This window comes from Kitasatospora sp. NE20-6 (assembly GCF_045862635.1).
On sequence record NZ_BPRL01000057.1, the window covers coordinates 1 to 13,441 of the forward strand.

Consider the following 13,441-nt stretch of genomic DNA (forward strand, 5'->3'; position numbering starts at 1 on the left):
CCCCCCCCCCCCCCCCCCCCCCCCCCGCCCCGCGCGCCGGCGCCCGCCCCGCCCCGCCCCCCCCCCCCCCACGGCCCGCCCCCACGCGCCCACGAAACCCGAGGATCAGCCATGCGGACCACCGCAGACCCCGACGCGCTCCCCACCTCCCCCGCCCCGGCACGCGTCGAGCGGGACGTCCTGCGCGCCCTGCGCGACAGCACCCTCCCCGCCGTCGACCTCCACCTGCCCACCGGCAGCACCACGCACTGCCCGCTGGTCGTCGACGTCTCCGGCCATGCCCGATCCGACGATCACCACACCGCCCGGTGGGCGTCCGCCCTGGCCGCACACGGCCTCGCCGTCGCCGCCGTCCGCACCCTCGGTCCCGCGCGCCGCGACATCGCCCCGCACACCGTCCGCACCCTCGTACGCCTGCTGCGCAGCAACGGCACCCCGCACGGCCCGGCCACCGACCGGATCGCCCTCTTCGGCCACGGGGACGGCGCGCACCTCGCCGCCCTGGCCGCCTACGGCACCGTCGACACCCGCTCCCGTGTCCAGGCCCTGGCCGGCGTGGCCGGCAGCTGGGGCGCCGACCTCACCCCGGACCCCGATGCACGCCGGCGCACCGCCGTCCGCCGCCACCCCGATGCCGAAGTCCTGCACCAGGTCAGCGAGATCGCACTGGCCACCGGCAACGACGTCCCCCTGCTCGTCGTCCACCGGCCCGACGATCCGAACGTCCCGGCCGAACACGGCGTCCGCTTCGCGCAGGTGGTGACCGCCGCCGGCGGCCGGGCCTCCGTCCTGCTCGGCGACACCGGCCGCGAACCCGCCGCCGTCCCCGAGACCGTCGCCGCCGTGGCGGCGTTCTTCCACCGCGTCCTCGGCGACACCACCGCCACCGCCACCGCCCGCCGCACTTCTCGATGACCGAAAGGCTCCCGATGGACAAAACAGCTTCCTCCGCCGCCGAGGCCACGGCCGACATCGGTGACGGCGCCTCGATAGCCGTCGGCGGCTTCGGCCTGTGCGGCATCCCCGGCACGCTCGTCCAGGCACTCCACACCCATGGCGCCGACGGCCTGCGCGTCGTCTCCAACAACTGCGGCATCGACGACGCAGGCCTCGGCATCCTGCTCGCCGACGACCGGATCACCCGGATCACCGCCTCCTACGTCGGCGAGAACAAGGAGTTCGCCCGCCGCTACCTCGCCGGAGAACTGGAGGTCGAACTCACCCCCCAGGGCACCCTCGCCGAACGCCTGCGCGCCGGAGGATGCGGCATCCCCGCCTTCTACACCCCCGCCGGGGTCGGCACCCAGGTCGCCGACGGCGGCCTGCCCTGGCGCTACGCCCCCGACGGCTCTGTGGCCGTGGCCTCGCCGCCGAAGGAGGCGCGCACCTTCGACGGCCGCTCCTACCTGCTGGAGCACGGCATCACCTGCGACTTCGCGCTGGTTCACGCCGTACGCGGCGACCGGCACGGCAACCTCGTCTTCAACAAGTCCGCCCGCAACTTCAACACGCTCGCCGCCATGGCCGGCCGGATCACGATCGCCGAGGTCGAGCACCTCGTCGAACCGGGCGAACTCGACCCCGACGAGATCCACCTGCCCGGCATCTTCGTGCAGCGCATCGTCGCCCTCACCCCCGCCCAGACCGTGAACAAGCAGATCGAGAAGAGGACGGTGCGCGCCTGATGGCCTGGACCCGCGATCAGATGGCCGCCCGTGCCGCCGAGGAACTCACCGACGGCTCCTACGTCAACCTCGGCATCGGCCTGCCCACCCTGGTGCCCAACTTCCTGCCCGCCGGCGTCGACGTCGTCCTGCACTCCGAGAACGGCATCCTGGGCACCGGCCCCTACCCGGCCGAGGACGAGGTCGACCCCGACCTGATCAACGCCGGGAAGGAGACCGTCACCGTGCTGCCCGGCGCGGCCTTCTTCGACTCCGCCCTGTCCTTCGGCATGATCCGCGGCGGCCACATCGACACCGCGATCCTCGGCGCCATGCAGGTCTCCGCCACCGGCGACCTCGCCAACTGGATGATCCCCGGAAAAATGGTCAAGGGCATGGGCGGCGCCATGGACCTCGTCCACGGCGCCCGCCGCGTCATCGTCCTGACGGACCACACCGCCAAGGACGGCACCCCCAAGATCCTCGACGAGTGCACCCTGCCCCTCACCGGCAAGGCCTGCGTCCACCGCATCATCACCGACCTCGCCGTCCTCGACGTCACCCCCGACGGCCTCGTCCTCGTCGAGACCGCCCCCGGCGTCACCCCCGACGACGTCCTGGCCGCCACCGCCGCACCCGTCCGGATCGCCGAACCGGCGCCGGTCCCCTCCTGAACCACTCCCCCACCCTCAGCCGGCCGAGCCGGTGGCCCACGATCCCGACCGGCCACCGGCCCGGCCGGCACTCCCCGCACCCACCCGGGTCCAGGGACGAGAACTCCGCCCCGGCCGCACTCTCCATTCCGAGGTTGCCCTGCCTCGCGGCCGGGGCGGCCCCCCGCACGCACAGCCCCACCGGCCACCGGTCTGGGCCGCCCGGCCCGTGCGAACGCCGGAAGGCCGGCACCCCGGGCGCCCGATCGCCGACCCTCTGGGCAAGTGCGCTCCGCCACGCCCATCGCCCACCGGATCCTGCCGTTACTCCTCGCCCCCGCCTGCACCGTCGGCCTGTGCACCGCCACCACCGCTCCCGCCCACACCGCCCCGCACCGGGCCCTCCGTCCCGGCCGCCACCGCGAACACGGCGACCGGTGTGGGCGTACGACCTGAGCTCCACAGCTGCGTACGGACGAATGGGCTCTGTCGCTGATCTTGTGACGCGCAAGGTCCTTCTGCTGGCTCAGGTGTCCAGGGTCGCCACTCCTCGCGGTAGTCGGGATGTTCCGCGTAGGACTGTGCAAGGACACGGACGGCATACCTGAGTCCAGCGGAGCGGCTATCGGAGGGATCCATGGCCTCGTAGTCGCGCGCCAGCATATCGACCAGGTCGAGCATCGGCAGGTGACTGTCGAGGAGGGCCTCGCCTCCGAAGCAGTGCGCCACGTAGGCATAGGCATGGTTGTCCGCCTCGTTGCGGGCGTGAAGGAATCTCAGAAGGTCGTCCACGAGATGATTTTCCTCCAATTCCAGGATGCAGGAGGAGGTACCGACCTGTCTCAAGGCCGAAGGTCAGATCGCGACGCTGTAGCCGGTCCGGTGAGCCAGGAGCCGGCCGAAGAGGTGGGGCTTCTCCTCCGCGATCAGTCGGGCCCGGTACAGCAGCGGGCCGTGGTCGGACGGGTAATGGGCGGGAGCCAGGGGGAAAACCGTCTGGAGGCGTTGGCGCAGTTCGTCGTTGCGGCAGTGGACGAAGGCCTCGACGGCGGCTGTCCAGAGGTGGGGCCATAGGTCGGTGATGTGGTCGTGGAGGCGCCAGTCGGGGTGCTGCCGGTCGTGTTGCAGCAGTGTGCGGGCCTGTTCGACGGGCAGGGCGCCCTGGCGGGTGGCGGTGATGATGGCATCGCGGTGGGCGGTGGGCCGCCATGCGCTGACCCAGTAGGCGGCGGAGCAGGCGTTCGTGCGGGTCTGCCAGCTGCCGGTGCGGGCTTGGGCGACGAGGTGGGTGAGGACGGGCCTGCGTCCGAGGGCAGCGGTCAGCGGGAAGACCAACTGGCTGGTGAGGTTGCCGTCCAGGGCGAGCAGCGGCAGTACGTCGTCGGCGAGGCGGGTGGTGAGAGCCGGGTCGGCGGCCAGCACTTCACCCAGGCGCAGTCGGGCGGCTTCCAGGTACTCGTAGTGCTCCTGGGCGGACGCGCTGCACGCCGGGGAAGAAAGCGGTGAGCCGGGCAGCAGACGCCCGAGAAGGGTGTCGAGCCTGTCGAGCAGCTGCCGCGGAATCCCGGCGTCCATTGGGTGGTCCTCCCCCGTGGATGATCATCGTCCCTGCCACAGGCTAACGGTGGTGCGTGAGGGAATATCGGGACAGGGGGTGGCTCAGCCGTCCACGCAGGTGTACGAGCCGTCCGCCTGCTGGGCGATCCGGCTGCCGTCGCAGCTCAGCATCGGGGCCAGCACTGCCGCCCGGAACACACCGAACAGCAGCAGCGTCACCGCGACCGTGGCGACTGCGATCCGGCCGCGCCCGGAGGCGCGCATGCCGACAGCCGTTCCGGCGAACAGCAACAGCACACCAAACCCCAGGAACAGCGCCGCGACACCGGAGGTGTTGTCATGGAGGCCCACGAAGAGCGGGTCCTCCACTTCCACGGTGAAGGCCGTACTGAACAGCATCAGCGCAGCCGACACCGTCAGCAGCGCCGACGCCAAGCAGCCGATCGATCGTCTCTCCACGCCTGTAGGACAACACGACCGCCCTCGCGGTTCCGCACTCCCTGCGCATCCCGCCCGCCAGGAGGGGGCGGTCGAACGGCGAACCGACAGACGGTGCGGTGGCCTCGTAGACGGTGTTCCGGTGCCGTTTCCGAGGGAGCACCGCACAGCGACGACCGGACGAGTGACGACCGGACGAGCGACGACCGGACGCGTGAGGCAGCCCTGCCCTGGCCGCCGGTGCAGGCCTCGCGCCGTGCTGCGGTCCGGCGCCCGGACGCAGCGACCGGCGGGGAGCATCATGTGGCCGCCGGGCCCATGGTCGACCCGGTTCGCCCCGTGCTCCCGCCGGTTCACCCGCAGCACCACGAACCCGATCCAGGCGGATCCCGGTGGTCGGGCGACGGGTCGGACCCGCCGATCACGTCAGGCCGGTGGTGCCTGCTTCTGCTCTCCGGGTGTGAAGGGGCCCGACGGTGGGGCCACGCACTTGTCGACGACGGTGTCCTTGGCGGCTGCCGAGCCTTCCAGGCAGAGCCGTCCGCCGTTGTCGCGCAGGTCGAGGAAGAACCGTGTGCTCGCGCCGGACTGCTTCAGGTCGTGGATGCGGTCGTCGGTGTAGCCGAGGTGGTTGAGGATCGTCCTGACCTTGCCGGGGGTGGGGTCCGTCAGGTCTCCGAGTGCCTGGGCGATGCGCTCCTCGTGGAGGGAGGCGGCGCACCAGTCGCGGGCGTTCAGCTCCGCTTCCGGGCCGGCGGTGGGGGCGAGGGGCTCGACGTCCGGCGGTACGCCGACGCCGGGCGGCAGCGTGTGCGCGGGACCGGCCGGCGGCCCCTGGGGCGGGGCGCTCGGGGGGCACGACTGCTCGACCATGCCCAGTACCTCGGTGAGGCCGGGCCCGGCCCCGACGGCGCCGGCGGGCGTGCTCGCCGGTCCGGCGGGGCCTGCCGTCCCGGTTCCGCACGCGGCGAGCGACAGGGCGGCAAGAGCGGTCATCGCGACCGTGGTCAGCGGGCGGAACGGGAAGCGGGCAACCGTGCCGGGCAGGGCGGGGCGTCGTGTCATGCGCCAAGTCTGTGATCAAGCTGCCCCTCCGCACGTGAGTACCCGTACTCACCTGCAGAGAGGCACTCGCTCAACTTCGCCGGGACCGGCACGACAGGGTCACGGGCCCGGTCCGGTCACAGGCCGGGGATCCCGGCTCGCCGCGCATGCAGTTCGGAGCGGACGAGTTCGAGGAGACGTCCCGTCCAGTTGCGGCCCCGGCCGGCGTTGTCGCCCCAGAAGGCCGAGTTCATGTCGTCGTAGATCACGGTGGCGTCGTCCGTCGCCATCAGGATCTCGGCCAGTTCGGCATGCTGGTCGTACTTGGCGCGCAGCAGGCCGGTCATGACGGCGGTGCGGGCATGCTCCCAGCCCTCACGGCGCGGTGCGTCGGCCGCGAGGCTGCGCGCTGCGGCAGAGGTGTCCGCCGCCGCGATCGCGGCACCGGTCTCCGGCCGGGCGACCGACAGGGCCCAGTAGGCGTGGGCGACGGAGGGGTAGCTGGTCCTCCCCACGGTGATCGGGGCGGGGTAGTCGTTGCGCAGGCCGAGCTTTCCGGGATCGGCCACCGGCTTGTTCGGATACGAGTGGTAGAGCTTGACCGCCGGGGCGTGCGCAGCCGCCGGTCCGTCCGTCGGGACGTGCGTGGACCGCTCGGCCCTCCGGCGGGCCCGCTCCTCGAAGTAGGCGAGGGCGCTGTCGTGGTCCTCCTGCGTGACGGGTGGATCGGCCCGCAGGTAGGTGCGGCCTCCGGGCCCTGCCACCAGTACGCGCAGCGGCCGGTCCTTGCTGTCCATGTCGCCCAGCGCGTAGCGGCGCTGCGATTCCGGGACGGCCAGGAACGCGGTACGGGCCGCGGCCCGGTTCTCCTCCGTCCGGTCGGCGAGGAAGGCGTCGACGACGGCCAGGCAGCGGCCGGTCGAGTCGGGCCGCCCGTTCAGCTGGTCGATGGTGTCGCGGACTTCGGCGACCAGCAGGTCAGCGGTGATCCAGCTCTGCGGCTCGCTGAACTTCCAGTCCGCCAGGCCGTGCGCGGAGGCCTCGGCGCCGTCCGGAAGGCTGGTGGCCACCCAGCCGGTCCGGAGCTTCTCCTCGAACTCCTCGACGGTGACCAGGCCCCAGCAGTCGACGAGCCCGTCGGCATAGATGAAGAGGTCGGTCAGGAAGTAGTGGCCGCCGTTGCGGATGAAGGCGTGTCGCCAGGTTCCGGGTATGCGGACGCCGTCCGCCGTGCGGTGGGTGATCCGGTTGCCGATCATCCTGTGATTGTGTCGCAGTGGCTGCCGAGCAGACCGTGGTTTTCCTCCGGGCCGCCATCGGCGACGGGTGCTGTCGTTCGGCAGGCACATGCACTGCCAGGTGCGCAGGCGTCAGCGGCGCAGCGTTCGCCGGGCCAGGGCCAGGGTGACTTCGGTGTCGTCGCTCCAGGAGCAGACCTCCAGCCAGGAGAGGTAGCCGGCCTGGGCGAAGACCAGGACTTCGCCGGGGCAGTCGCCGTTCTCGGTGCAGATCCGGGCGTCGGCGGCCACCACCGTGCCCGGTCCGGACGGTGCCGGCGGAACCGCGGCCGTGTCGAGCTCGAAGTAGGCCGTGCCGCACCCGCACGTACAGCGCTCTCTCACACGCAGATGGGACACCTGGGCGCGGAGCGCGAGATGGATCGGATCGTCGCCGTCGAGGAGGACGTCGAGCACGTCGGCCGCGTCGGCCACGTCGGGAGGAAGGCTGTCGGTCATGCCCGGCCCTACGTCCTGGCCGCGTTCTCGCGCCACCACACGACATCCCTCTCCGACTCGTCCGGGGCTTCGCGCCGCCGTTCGACGTGGTCGATGAACTCGGCCGGCAGCCTGACTCCGTGGTCGAGAACGTCGTGGGCGAGCCCTTCCGGCCAGAGGTGGTGGCCATCGGTATGTTCCTCGGACCGCACGCTTCGCCCCTACTACCAGCCTGTCCCGGCACGCCAACCCTACGACTCGCTGACGCCCAAGCCCTCCGAATATCGCGTGCGCGGAATGTCGCTCCCCGCCAATCGGGGCGGACACCTGGACAGCCGAGAAGCGCCGGGCCTTCGCCAACGACTTGGAACACTCGCAGCCAACGGCGGTCTCGGCCGCGAGCAACCGCAGCAAGGCGGACAAGGGGGCCGGACGCCTGGCGTCCGCCAGCGGTCACCTACCGGTGCACATACTCGCGGGCGTGGACGGACATCACGTACGTCTACAGGCTCAGCGCCACCGAATCCGAGAAGGCCGCGCTGGTCGAGATGCTCGACACCTGCGCGTAGCGGCGGTCGGCCACCCCGTGGGTGCCGCCGTCCGGGCGGCTGTTCGGCTTCAGCTGCGCGGAGCGGGCGCTGGACTCCGGGGCGGGTTCCGGTCAGGGGTAGACGGGCGTCATCACCGGTTCGCAGTCGGCGACGCAGGTGGCATCGCTCCACAGTCCCGCGCCGATCATCAGGAGGAGCACGGCGAGGACCGCCACGAAGAGGAGGCGCCAGCGCAGTTCCAGCGCCTCGGAACCCCAGAGCCACCCTCTGCCGACGACCAGCAGGAGGACGGCGACGGGCAGCAGCAGGCCTGCCAGGACACTCAGCAGCACCGAAGCCACGGACGGCCTCCCTCGGGGAACGCGGTGGACGGCCGGAGGCCGAGCACGGCACCGACACGACGACATCCAAGAGGTCGTCTCCCGCGGGCATCGCGGTTCCCGGGGGAGGCCGCCCGTGTCTTCGGTGCGGCCTGCCCCTCCCGGCCGTGGCCTTCCCGCTCCACGGACGCCGCACCTGGCCGGGCCGGCGGGGCGGCAGGAGACGGTGGCGGGCCTGTCCGCGGAGTGCTGGAGCGGGGCCTGACGGACCGTCCACCGGGACGACAACGGCGGGATGGCCGGCACGAGTACGACGACACCGTCCCGGTCGTCGTCACCGTCCTCGGCCTGCTGGGCGGGCACGGCCCCTTCGGCCCGGTGTGGTGGCGTTACGGCCGTCCGGGCCGGCACTCCCCCGTCGAGGTGCTGGAGCTCGTGGAGAGCGCCGGTGCGGGACCGGCTGGAGTGTCCGGGGTGCGTACGGGCCCGTGCGCGTGCGGCCCGGTGTGCATCGACAGCACGGCGGCCTCCTTGGTGCACCCGGTCGAACACTGCGGGACGCGGCCGTGTCGGTCCGAAGGTGGATCAGCGGGCGAGGGAGACCGCGAAGGGCCTGAAGCCGTGTCGGCGCAGGACGTGGGGCACGACGAGGATCATGGCTTCGGTGGCGCGGGCCGTGGTGACGTCTCCGAGGTCCTCGATCCATCCGGGCTGCCAGCCCAGGTCGCCGAGCAGGCCGATGACGGTCTTCTTCGCGTTCCGGTCGTCGCCCGAGACGTAGGCGGTCGGCGGGACGGCCAGGGTTTCGGGGGCGGTCATGACCATGAACAGCATGGTGTTGAGGGTCTTGACCACACGGGTGTCGGGGAGGGCGGTCTGCAGGTGCTCGGCGAGGCTGCCGCCCGGGTAGCAGAGGTCGCGGGGCAGGCCGTCGGCGGCGTCGAGGGTGGCGTTGGAGACATCGACGAGGATCTTCCCGGCGAGCTCGGTACGCAGGCCGGTGAGGCGGTCCAGGGAGGTGTCCCCGGGCGTCGCGTTGATCACGATGTCCGCGGTGCGGGCGGTGGCGCGCTGGTCGGCGAAGGAGATGCGGGAACCCGTGCTTCCGGGGACCGCCGCGTTCTCCTCCGGGTTCCGCACTCCGAGGGTGACGTGATGTCCGGCGGCGGAGAGCTTGCGGGCGAGGTTGGCGCCGACGCGGCCGGCGCCCAGGATGCCGATGCTGGTCATGAGGTGATGCTCCTTGCGGTTTCGGACGGGAAGAACGGGGTGCGCGGGCCGCTTCGCCGTCAGGCGGTCGGCGCCAGGACCTTGAGGGCGGCGGCGTGGATGCCGGGGGCGGCGGCGAGGAAGTCGCGGCTGCCCGTGTTCCAGGGCTCGCCCGCCAGGTCGGTGACGGTGCCTCCGGCCTCGGAGACCAGCAGCGCACCGGCGACCAGGCCGGAGCGGACGTCGGAGAACTGCCAGAACGCATCCGTGCGTCCGGCGGCGACGTGGATGAGCTGCATCGTGGCGGGAACGGACACGCGCACGACCAGTCCGTTGACGAGCATGTCGGCGACCGAGTCACCGATCCGCCGGAAGGTCCGCTCGTCCTCGCCGGGCCTGGCCTGGCCGGTGCCGACGAGCGCGGCGCCCAGATCGGTCTTGGCGGACACCTTCAGGGGCCGGCCGTCGAGGCGGGCACCGCCGCCGGCGACAGCGGTGTAGGTGTCGCCGGACAGTGGCAGGTGGACGACGGTGAGCACCGGCCGGTTGTCGCGGACCAGAGTGGAGGTCACGGCCCAGTCCTCCATGCCGTGAACGTGGTTGATATTGCCCTCGGCGGGGTCGACGACCCACCACTCCCCGGGCGGGAGCGCACCGCCGGCCAGCTCGTCCTCGGCCCACTGCGATCCCGGCCGGGCCCGCAGCAGCGGCTCCCGCAGCACGTCCAGCACCGCGTCGTCGTTGGCGTGGATCTCGGCGACGACCTCGTCCAGGCTCACGCCCCGGGCGTGCGGGGTGTGGCGGTCGCGCAGGGTGAGGCCGGCGGTCTTCACCGCGGCGGTCACCTCGGACAGGAGCATCGTGTCGGCGGCGAAAGACATGGCTGTGCTCATGAAGGGCTCCCTGGGTTCGATGTGTGCGGGGGCCGTGGCCTTGCCCGCACTTCGAAGGTAGGCTCCCCGCCGATTAACAACAAGTGCATGCTTTTCACTCGTAGAGTTACTGCCATGCAACTGGATCTGAACCTGCTCACCGCCCTGGACGCGCTGCTGGAAGAGGGCAGTGTCGCCGGCGCCGCGGCCCGCCTCCACGTCACCGCACCGGCGATGAGCCGCTCCCTGGGCCGCATCCGCAAAGCCACCGGGGACCAGATCCTCATCCGCACCGGCCGCAGCATGGTCCCCACCACCCGCGCGCTGGCCATGCGCGCCCAGGTCCACACCCTCGTGCAGCAGGCCCACCACCTCCTGTCCGCGCAGCAGAGCCTCGACCTGGCAGCTCTGGACCGGGTGTTCACCGTGCGCTGGCACGACGCCCTGACCGCCGCCTGCGGCACCGCACTGATCACCGCCGTCCACCACCAGGCCCCCGGCGTCCGGCTGCGCCTGTCGGCCGAACCCGGCACGGACGACGCCGAGCTGCGCCGGGGCGAGGTAGACCTGGAGTCGAGCTCCGGCGTTCCGACGCTCCCCGACATCCGGCACCGCCTCGTCGGCAGGGACCGGCTGGTCGTCGCCGTCCGCCCGGGCCACCCGCTCACCGAAGGCCCGCCGAGCCCCGAGCGGTACGCGGCCGCCGAACACCTCACCGTTTCGCGACGCGGAAGCCTGCGCGACCCGATCGACGACGCCCTGACCACGCGCGGCCTCGAACGACGCGTCGTCGCCGCCGGACCCACCGCCGACCTCGCGCTGCAACTCGCCCTCGGCACCGACCTGGTCGTCACCCTCCCCGACGCGGTCACCCGCGCGGCCCGGCAGCAGCTCGGCCTGGTCACGCTGCCGTCGCCACTCCCGCTGCCCGACGTCCCCCTGTACCTGCTGTGGCACCAGCGCTACGACGACGACCGCGCCCACACCTGGCTGCGGGACCTGACCACCGAAACCGTCCAGGCCCTGTTCGCACCACCGACCGCCTGATCACCCCACCCGCGCAGCGCCCCCTCATCCGCACGGGCACGCAGGGCGCTACCACCCGGTCGCGGCCCGCCCTCGTGGCACCACCGGCGGCCCGGCCCCCGGCGCCTGGCTCGGTGTCACAGGGGTTCTCCTGCCCGACTGCAACGCGTGAGGCCCTCCCCTGCCGTGATGCCCGGTGGCGCCGGGCGGTCCACGAGGCCGGGGCGCAGGGTGCCCCGGCGCTCCGGTGCTCCAGCGGTGGCCCGCCCGGTCGGTGACGGGCTCCGGGGTGCGGCGTTCCCCGGGCCGGGTGTGCGGGCCGGGCGGTGGTCGGCGGCGCTGTCGGTGCCCGTTCCTACGGTCACGGCGGGTCCGATGCCTTCACCGTCCGGTGGACCCATGACGTATGCCGCACCCTGCGCCGCGCAGGCCGCACCGGCCGGCGCGTGTGCCGTCCACCCGGCCGGCCGGCGGAGGACGGTGCCGCTGCCCTCGTCCGGTTCGCCCAGGGCGGCCGGGTCCGTGAGGGGACCACGAGGGAGACCACGAGTCCGGCCCTCTTCAGCCCGCGAGACGCCGACGGCGGGTCCGCTGCCGGCAGGTCGCACCGCAGTAACGTATCGGGCGGCCGGTGGGCCGGGCCGTGAGCGCAGCCCCGCACTCCTCGCAGCGCGCGAGGGTCTCCCGGCGGGCACCGGGGCCGTCACGAAAGCCCTGCCGTTCCGTGACATCGGCGGAAGGCCGCAGACCGTCCAGGATCAGCCGGACGAGCCCGAGGCCGGCCGATCGATCGCGGTGGGCAGCGAGCATCGAGGCGCACCCGACGGTGAGTGCGACGACATCGTCGGGGTCGATGTCGGCACGGACACCGCCGGCCCGCTGCGCAGCGTGGAGCAGCGCGGTCAGGACCTGACGGAACCGCAGCACGGACGCGGTGAGCACCGGGCGCGGCCAGCTCGCGTCGACGGCGGCGACATCGCACAGATGTCCGCCCTTGTGGGACTTCTCCACGGCGTCCAGCAGGAATCCGAAGAATGCCTCGGTGGGCTCGGATCGGGCCGCCCGCTGCTCGCCGGAGGTGGTCATGTCGTTCAGATGCTGGGCGAACACCGCCTCAAGGAGGGCCTGTTTGCTCGGAAAATGCCGGTACACGGTGCCGGCGCCGACACCCGCCCGGCGTGCGATCTCGCCGATCGGGACGCCGAGTCCCTGCTCGGCGAACGCCTCGCCGGCGGCGGACAGCACCTTGGCCCGGTTGCGACGGGCGTCGGCCCGGTCGCCGTCGCCGGTCGCTGCAGTCATGTCACGAAACCCCTTGTACGCCCGGCTCAACCGGGCTGAGTATTCCAGATATCCCCGGGTCCACCACCTTGTCCGTGGCAACCGCCCCCGGGGAAAGGGAGGATGACATGACCACCAGGCCCACCCGTTCCGTCACCGGCCCCGCCCAGGGCCCCGTCGCCGTGACCGGCGCCACCGGCAAGCAGGGCGGCGCAACCGCACGCCGGCTCCTGGCCGGCGGCCGACCGGTGCGCGCACTGGTCCGGGACAAGGCCGCACCCGCCGCCGTGGCACTCGCGGACGCAGGAGCCGAGCTGGCCTTCGCCGACCTCGACGATCCGTCAAGCCTGGCGCCGGCACTGGACGGCACCACCGCTCTGTTCGTCGTGCCGCCGGTGGCCTACGGGCCTGCCGGGAGCGACCCGGAACTCGAGTTCGCCCGCGGCCGGGCCCTGGCCGACGCGGCAGCAGCCACGGGAGTCCGCCACGTGGTGTTCACCGGCGTCGCCTCGACCTCGGGCGACGTGCCCGCCGCCCCGGGAAAGCGGCGCATCGAGCAGTACCTGCGCGAGCAGATCCCGCTCGTGACCGTGCTGCGCCCGGTGCGGTTCATGACGAACTACCTGGAGGCGTCCGGCATCGGCCTCGACGGGTTCGTCGACGGCGTTCACCGGCATCTCTTCCCGCCGGACGAGCCCGCCCAGATCATCGCCCTTGAGGACATCGCCGAGTTCGCCGCGCTGGCCTTCGAGCAGCCGGACCGGTTTGCCGGACGGACTCTGGAACTCGCCGGTGACGACCCGACACCGGCCGAGGCCGTCGCCGCGATCAGCGCGGCGACCGGGATCGCGGTGCGCTACGAGCAGCTCACCCACGACGAGGCCGCCGCGCTGCACCCGGAGATAGCAGAGACCCGGCAGCAGTGGATCTCCGGCCGGCGTTGGCACGCAGACATCGAGGCACTGCGGGTCATCCACCCCGGACTGCGCACCCTGGCGGACTGGCTCTCCGAATCCGGCGCCGCCGCGCTGCGCACCCGGCTGCCCGGCACCCCGTAGCAGGGGTCCGGCACGAAAATCAGGGTGAACCGCGCAGGCCGGGCTGCTGCGAT

Annotated in this window: 15 protein-coding genes; 5 read left to right on the plus strand and 10 right to left on the minus strand. The window is 72.5% G+C overall.

From position 1 onward, the window contains the following. Positions 1-111 precede the first annotated feature (111 nt). The 3 genes from SNE206_RS30580 to SNE206_RS30590 are packed head-to-tail and all read left to right on the plus strand — an operon-like array spanning position 112 to position 2,338. Positions 112-915 carry an alpha/beta hydrolase family protein gene (locus SNE206_RS30580; RefSeq protein ID WP_407916777.1) on the plus strand — a complete coding sequence of 268 codons (804 nt, stop codon included), beginning with the start codon at positions 112-114 and terminating at the stop codon, positions 913-915. Positions 916-929: 14 nt separating this feature from the next. Continuing rightward, complete coding sequence (locus SNE206_RS30585; RefSeq protein WP_407916778.1) at positions 930-1,685, plus strand: CoA transferase subunit A; 756 nt, start codon at positions 930-932, stop codon at positions 1,683-1,685. Further along, a complete protein-coding gene (locus tag SNE206_RS30590) occupies positions 1,685-2,338 on the plus strand; it encodes a CoA transferase subunit B (protein ID WP_407916779.1) in 654 nt (217 codons plus the stop codon). Before SNE206_RS30585 ends, SNE206_RS30590 begins: the two co-directional genes overlap by 1 nt. Before the next feature lie 303 nt (positions 2,339-2,641). Here SNE206_RS30590 and SNE206_RS30595 read toward each other — a convergent pair whose 3' ends face one another. The 9 genes from SNE206_RS30595 to SNE206_RS30635 all read right to left on the minus strand — a co-directional run bounded on the left by SNE206_RS30595 (position 2,642) and on the right by SNE206_RS30635 (position 10,044). Further along, a complete protein-coding gene (locus SNE206_RS30595) occupies positions 2,642-2,998 on the minus strand; it encodes a DUF6221 family protein (protein ID WP_407916801.1) in 357 nt (118 codons plus the stop codon). Between the two features lie 174 nt (positions 2,999-3,172). Next, on the minus strand, positions 3,173-3,892 hold the full coding sequence (locus tag SNE206_RS30600; RefSeq protein ID WP_407916780.1) for a hypothetical protein: 720 nt from the start codon (positions 3,890-3,892) through the stop codon (positions 3,173-3,175). 84 nt (positions 3,893-3,976) lie between these two features. Continuing rightward, on the minus strand, positions 3,977-4,309 hold the full coding sequence (locus SNE206_RS30605; RefSeq protein WP_407916781.1) for a hypothetical protein: 333 nt from the start codon (positions 4,307-4,309) through the stop codon (positions 3,977-3,979). A 429-nt stretch (positions 4,310-4,738) separates the two neighbouring features. After that, positions 4,739-5,377, minus strand: a complete 639-nt coding sequence (locus SNE206_RS30610) for a hypothetical protein (RefSeq protein WP_407916782.1) — start codon at positions 5,375-5,377, stop codon at positions 4,739-4,741. 116 nt (positions 5,378-5,493) lie between these two features. Continuing rightward, positions 5,494-6,615 (minus strand): NADAR domain-containing protein, encoded by a 1,122-nt coding sequence (locus SNE206_RS30615; protein ID WP_407916783.1) that lies wholly within the window; start codon positions 6,613-6,615, stop codon positions 5,494-5,496. Positions 6,616-6,726: 111 nt separating this feature from the next. Beyond that, positions 6,727-7,092 (minus strand): hypothetical protein, encoded by a 366-nt coding sequence (locus tag SNE206_RS30620; protein ID WP_407916784.1) that lies wholly within the window; start codon positions 7,090-7,092, stop codon positions 6,727-6,729. A gap of 640 nt (positions 7,093-7,732) precedes the next feature. After that, positions 7,733-7,963: a hypothetical protein gene (locus tag SNE206_RS30625; protein WP_407916785.1), complete on the minus strand. Its 231-nt coding sequence runs from the start codon at positions 7,961-7,963 to the stop codon at positions 7,733-7,735. 564 nt (positions 7,964-8,527) lie between these two features. Then, positions 8,528-9,172, minus strand: coding sequence for an NADPH-dependent F420 reductase (locus SNE206_RS30630; protein WP_407916786.1), 645 nt, complete (start codon positions 9,170-9,172; stop codon positions 8,528-8,530). A gap of 59 nt (positions 9,173-9,231) precedes the next feature. After that, positions 9,232-10,044, minus strand: coding sequence for an inositol monophosphatase family protein (locus tag SNE206_RS30635; protein ID WP_407916787.1), 813 nt, complete (start codon positions 10,042-10,044; stop codon positions 9,232-9,234). A gap of 114 nt (positions 10,045-10,158) precedes the next feature. Here SNE206_RS30635 and SNE206_RS30640 point away from each other — a divergent pair, with 114 nt between their 5' ends. Further along, a complete protein-coding gene (locus SNE206_RS30640) occupies positions 10,159-11,070 on the plus strand; it encodes a LysR family transcriptional regulator (RefSeq protein WP_407916788.1) in 912 nt (303 codons plus the stop codon). Positions 11,071-11,610: 540 nt separating this feature from the next. Here SNE206_RS30640 and SNE206_RS30645 read toward each other — a convergent pair. Further along, the gene (locus SNE206_RS30645; protein ID WP_407916789.1) at positions 11,611-12,351 is read right to left on the minus strand and encodes a TetR/AcrR family transcriptional regulator; all 741 of its coding nucleotides are present in this window, start codon (positions 12,349-12,351) and stop codon (positions 11,611-11,613) included. Positions 12,352-12,458: 107 nt separating this feature from the next. Here SNE206_RS30645 and SNE206_RS30650 point away from each other — a divergent pair, with 107 nt between their 5' ends. Further along, positions 12,459-13,388, plus strand: a complete 930-nt coding sequence (locus tag SNE206_RS30650; protein ID WP_407916790.1) for an NmrA family NAD(P)-binding protein — start codon at positions 12,459-12,461, stop codon at positions 13,386-13,388. Positions 13,389-13,441 lie beyond the last annotated feature (53 nt).

Bases quoted from the DNA above. Each gene is read 5' to 3' on its own strand.
- SNE206_RS30580 (WP_407916777.1), top strand. From the start codon at position 112: ATGCGGACCACCGCAGACCCCGACGCGCTCCCCACCTCCCCCGCCCCG.
- SNE206_RS30585 (WP_407916778.1), top strand. From the start codon at position 930: ATGGACAAAACAGCTTCCTCCGCCGCCGAGGCCACGGCCGACATCGGT.
- SNE206_RS30590 (WP_407916779.1), top strand. From the start codon at position 1,685: ATGGCCTGGACCCGCGATCAGATGGCCGCCCGTGCCGCCGAGGAACTC.
- SNE206_RS30595 (WP_407916801.1), bottom strand. From the start codon at position 2,998: ATGCTCGACCTGGTCGATATGCTGGCGCGCGACTACGAGGCCATGGAT.
- SNE206_RS30600 (WP_407916780.1), bottom strand. From the start codon at position 3,892: ATGGACGCCGGGATTCCGCGGCAGCTGCTCGACAGGCTCGACACCCTT.
- SNE206_RS30610 (WP_407916782.1), bottom strand. From the start codon at position 5,377: ATGACACGACGCCCCGCCCTGCCCGGCACGGTTGCCCGCTTCCCGTTC.
- SNE206_RS30615 (WP_407916783.1), bottom strand. From the start codon at position 6,615: ATGATCGGCAACCGGATCACCCACCGCACGGCGGACGGCGTCCGCATA.
- SNE206_RS30620 (WP_407916784.1), bottom strand. From the start codon at position 7,092: ATGACCGACAGCCTTCCTCCCGACGTGGCCGACGCGGCCGACGTGCTC.
- SNE206_RS30630 (WP_407916786.1), bottom strand. From the start codon at position 9,172: ATGACCAGCATCGGCATCCTGGGCGCCGGCCGCGTCGGCGCCAACCTC.
- SNE206_RS30635 (WP_407916787.1), bottom strand. From the start codon at position 10,044: ATGAGCACAGCCATGTCTTTCGCCGCCGACACGATGCTCCTGTCCGAG.
- SNE206_RS30640 (WP_407916788.1), top strand. From the start codon at position 10,159: ATGCAACTGGATCTGAACCTGCTCACCGCCCTGGACGCGCTGCTGGAA.
- SNE206_RS30645 (WP_407916789.1), bottom strand. From the start codon at position 12,351: ATGACTGCAGCGACCGGCGACGGCGACCGGGCCGACGCCCGTCGCAAC.
- SNE206_RS30650 (WP_407916790.1), top strand. From the start codon at position 12,459: ATGACCACCAGGCCCACCCGTTCCGTCACCGGCCCCGCCCAGGGCCCC.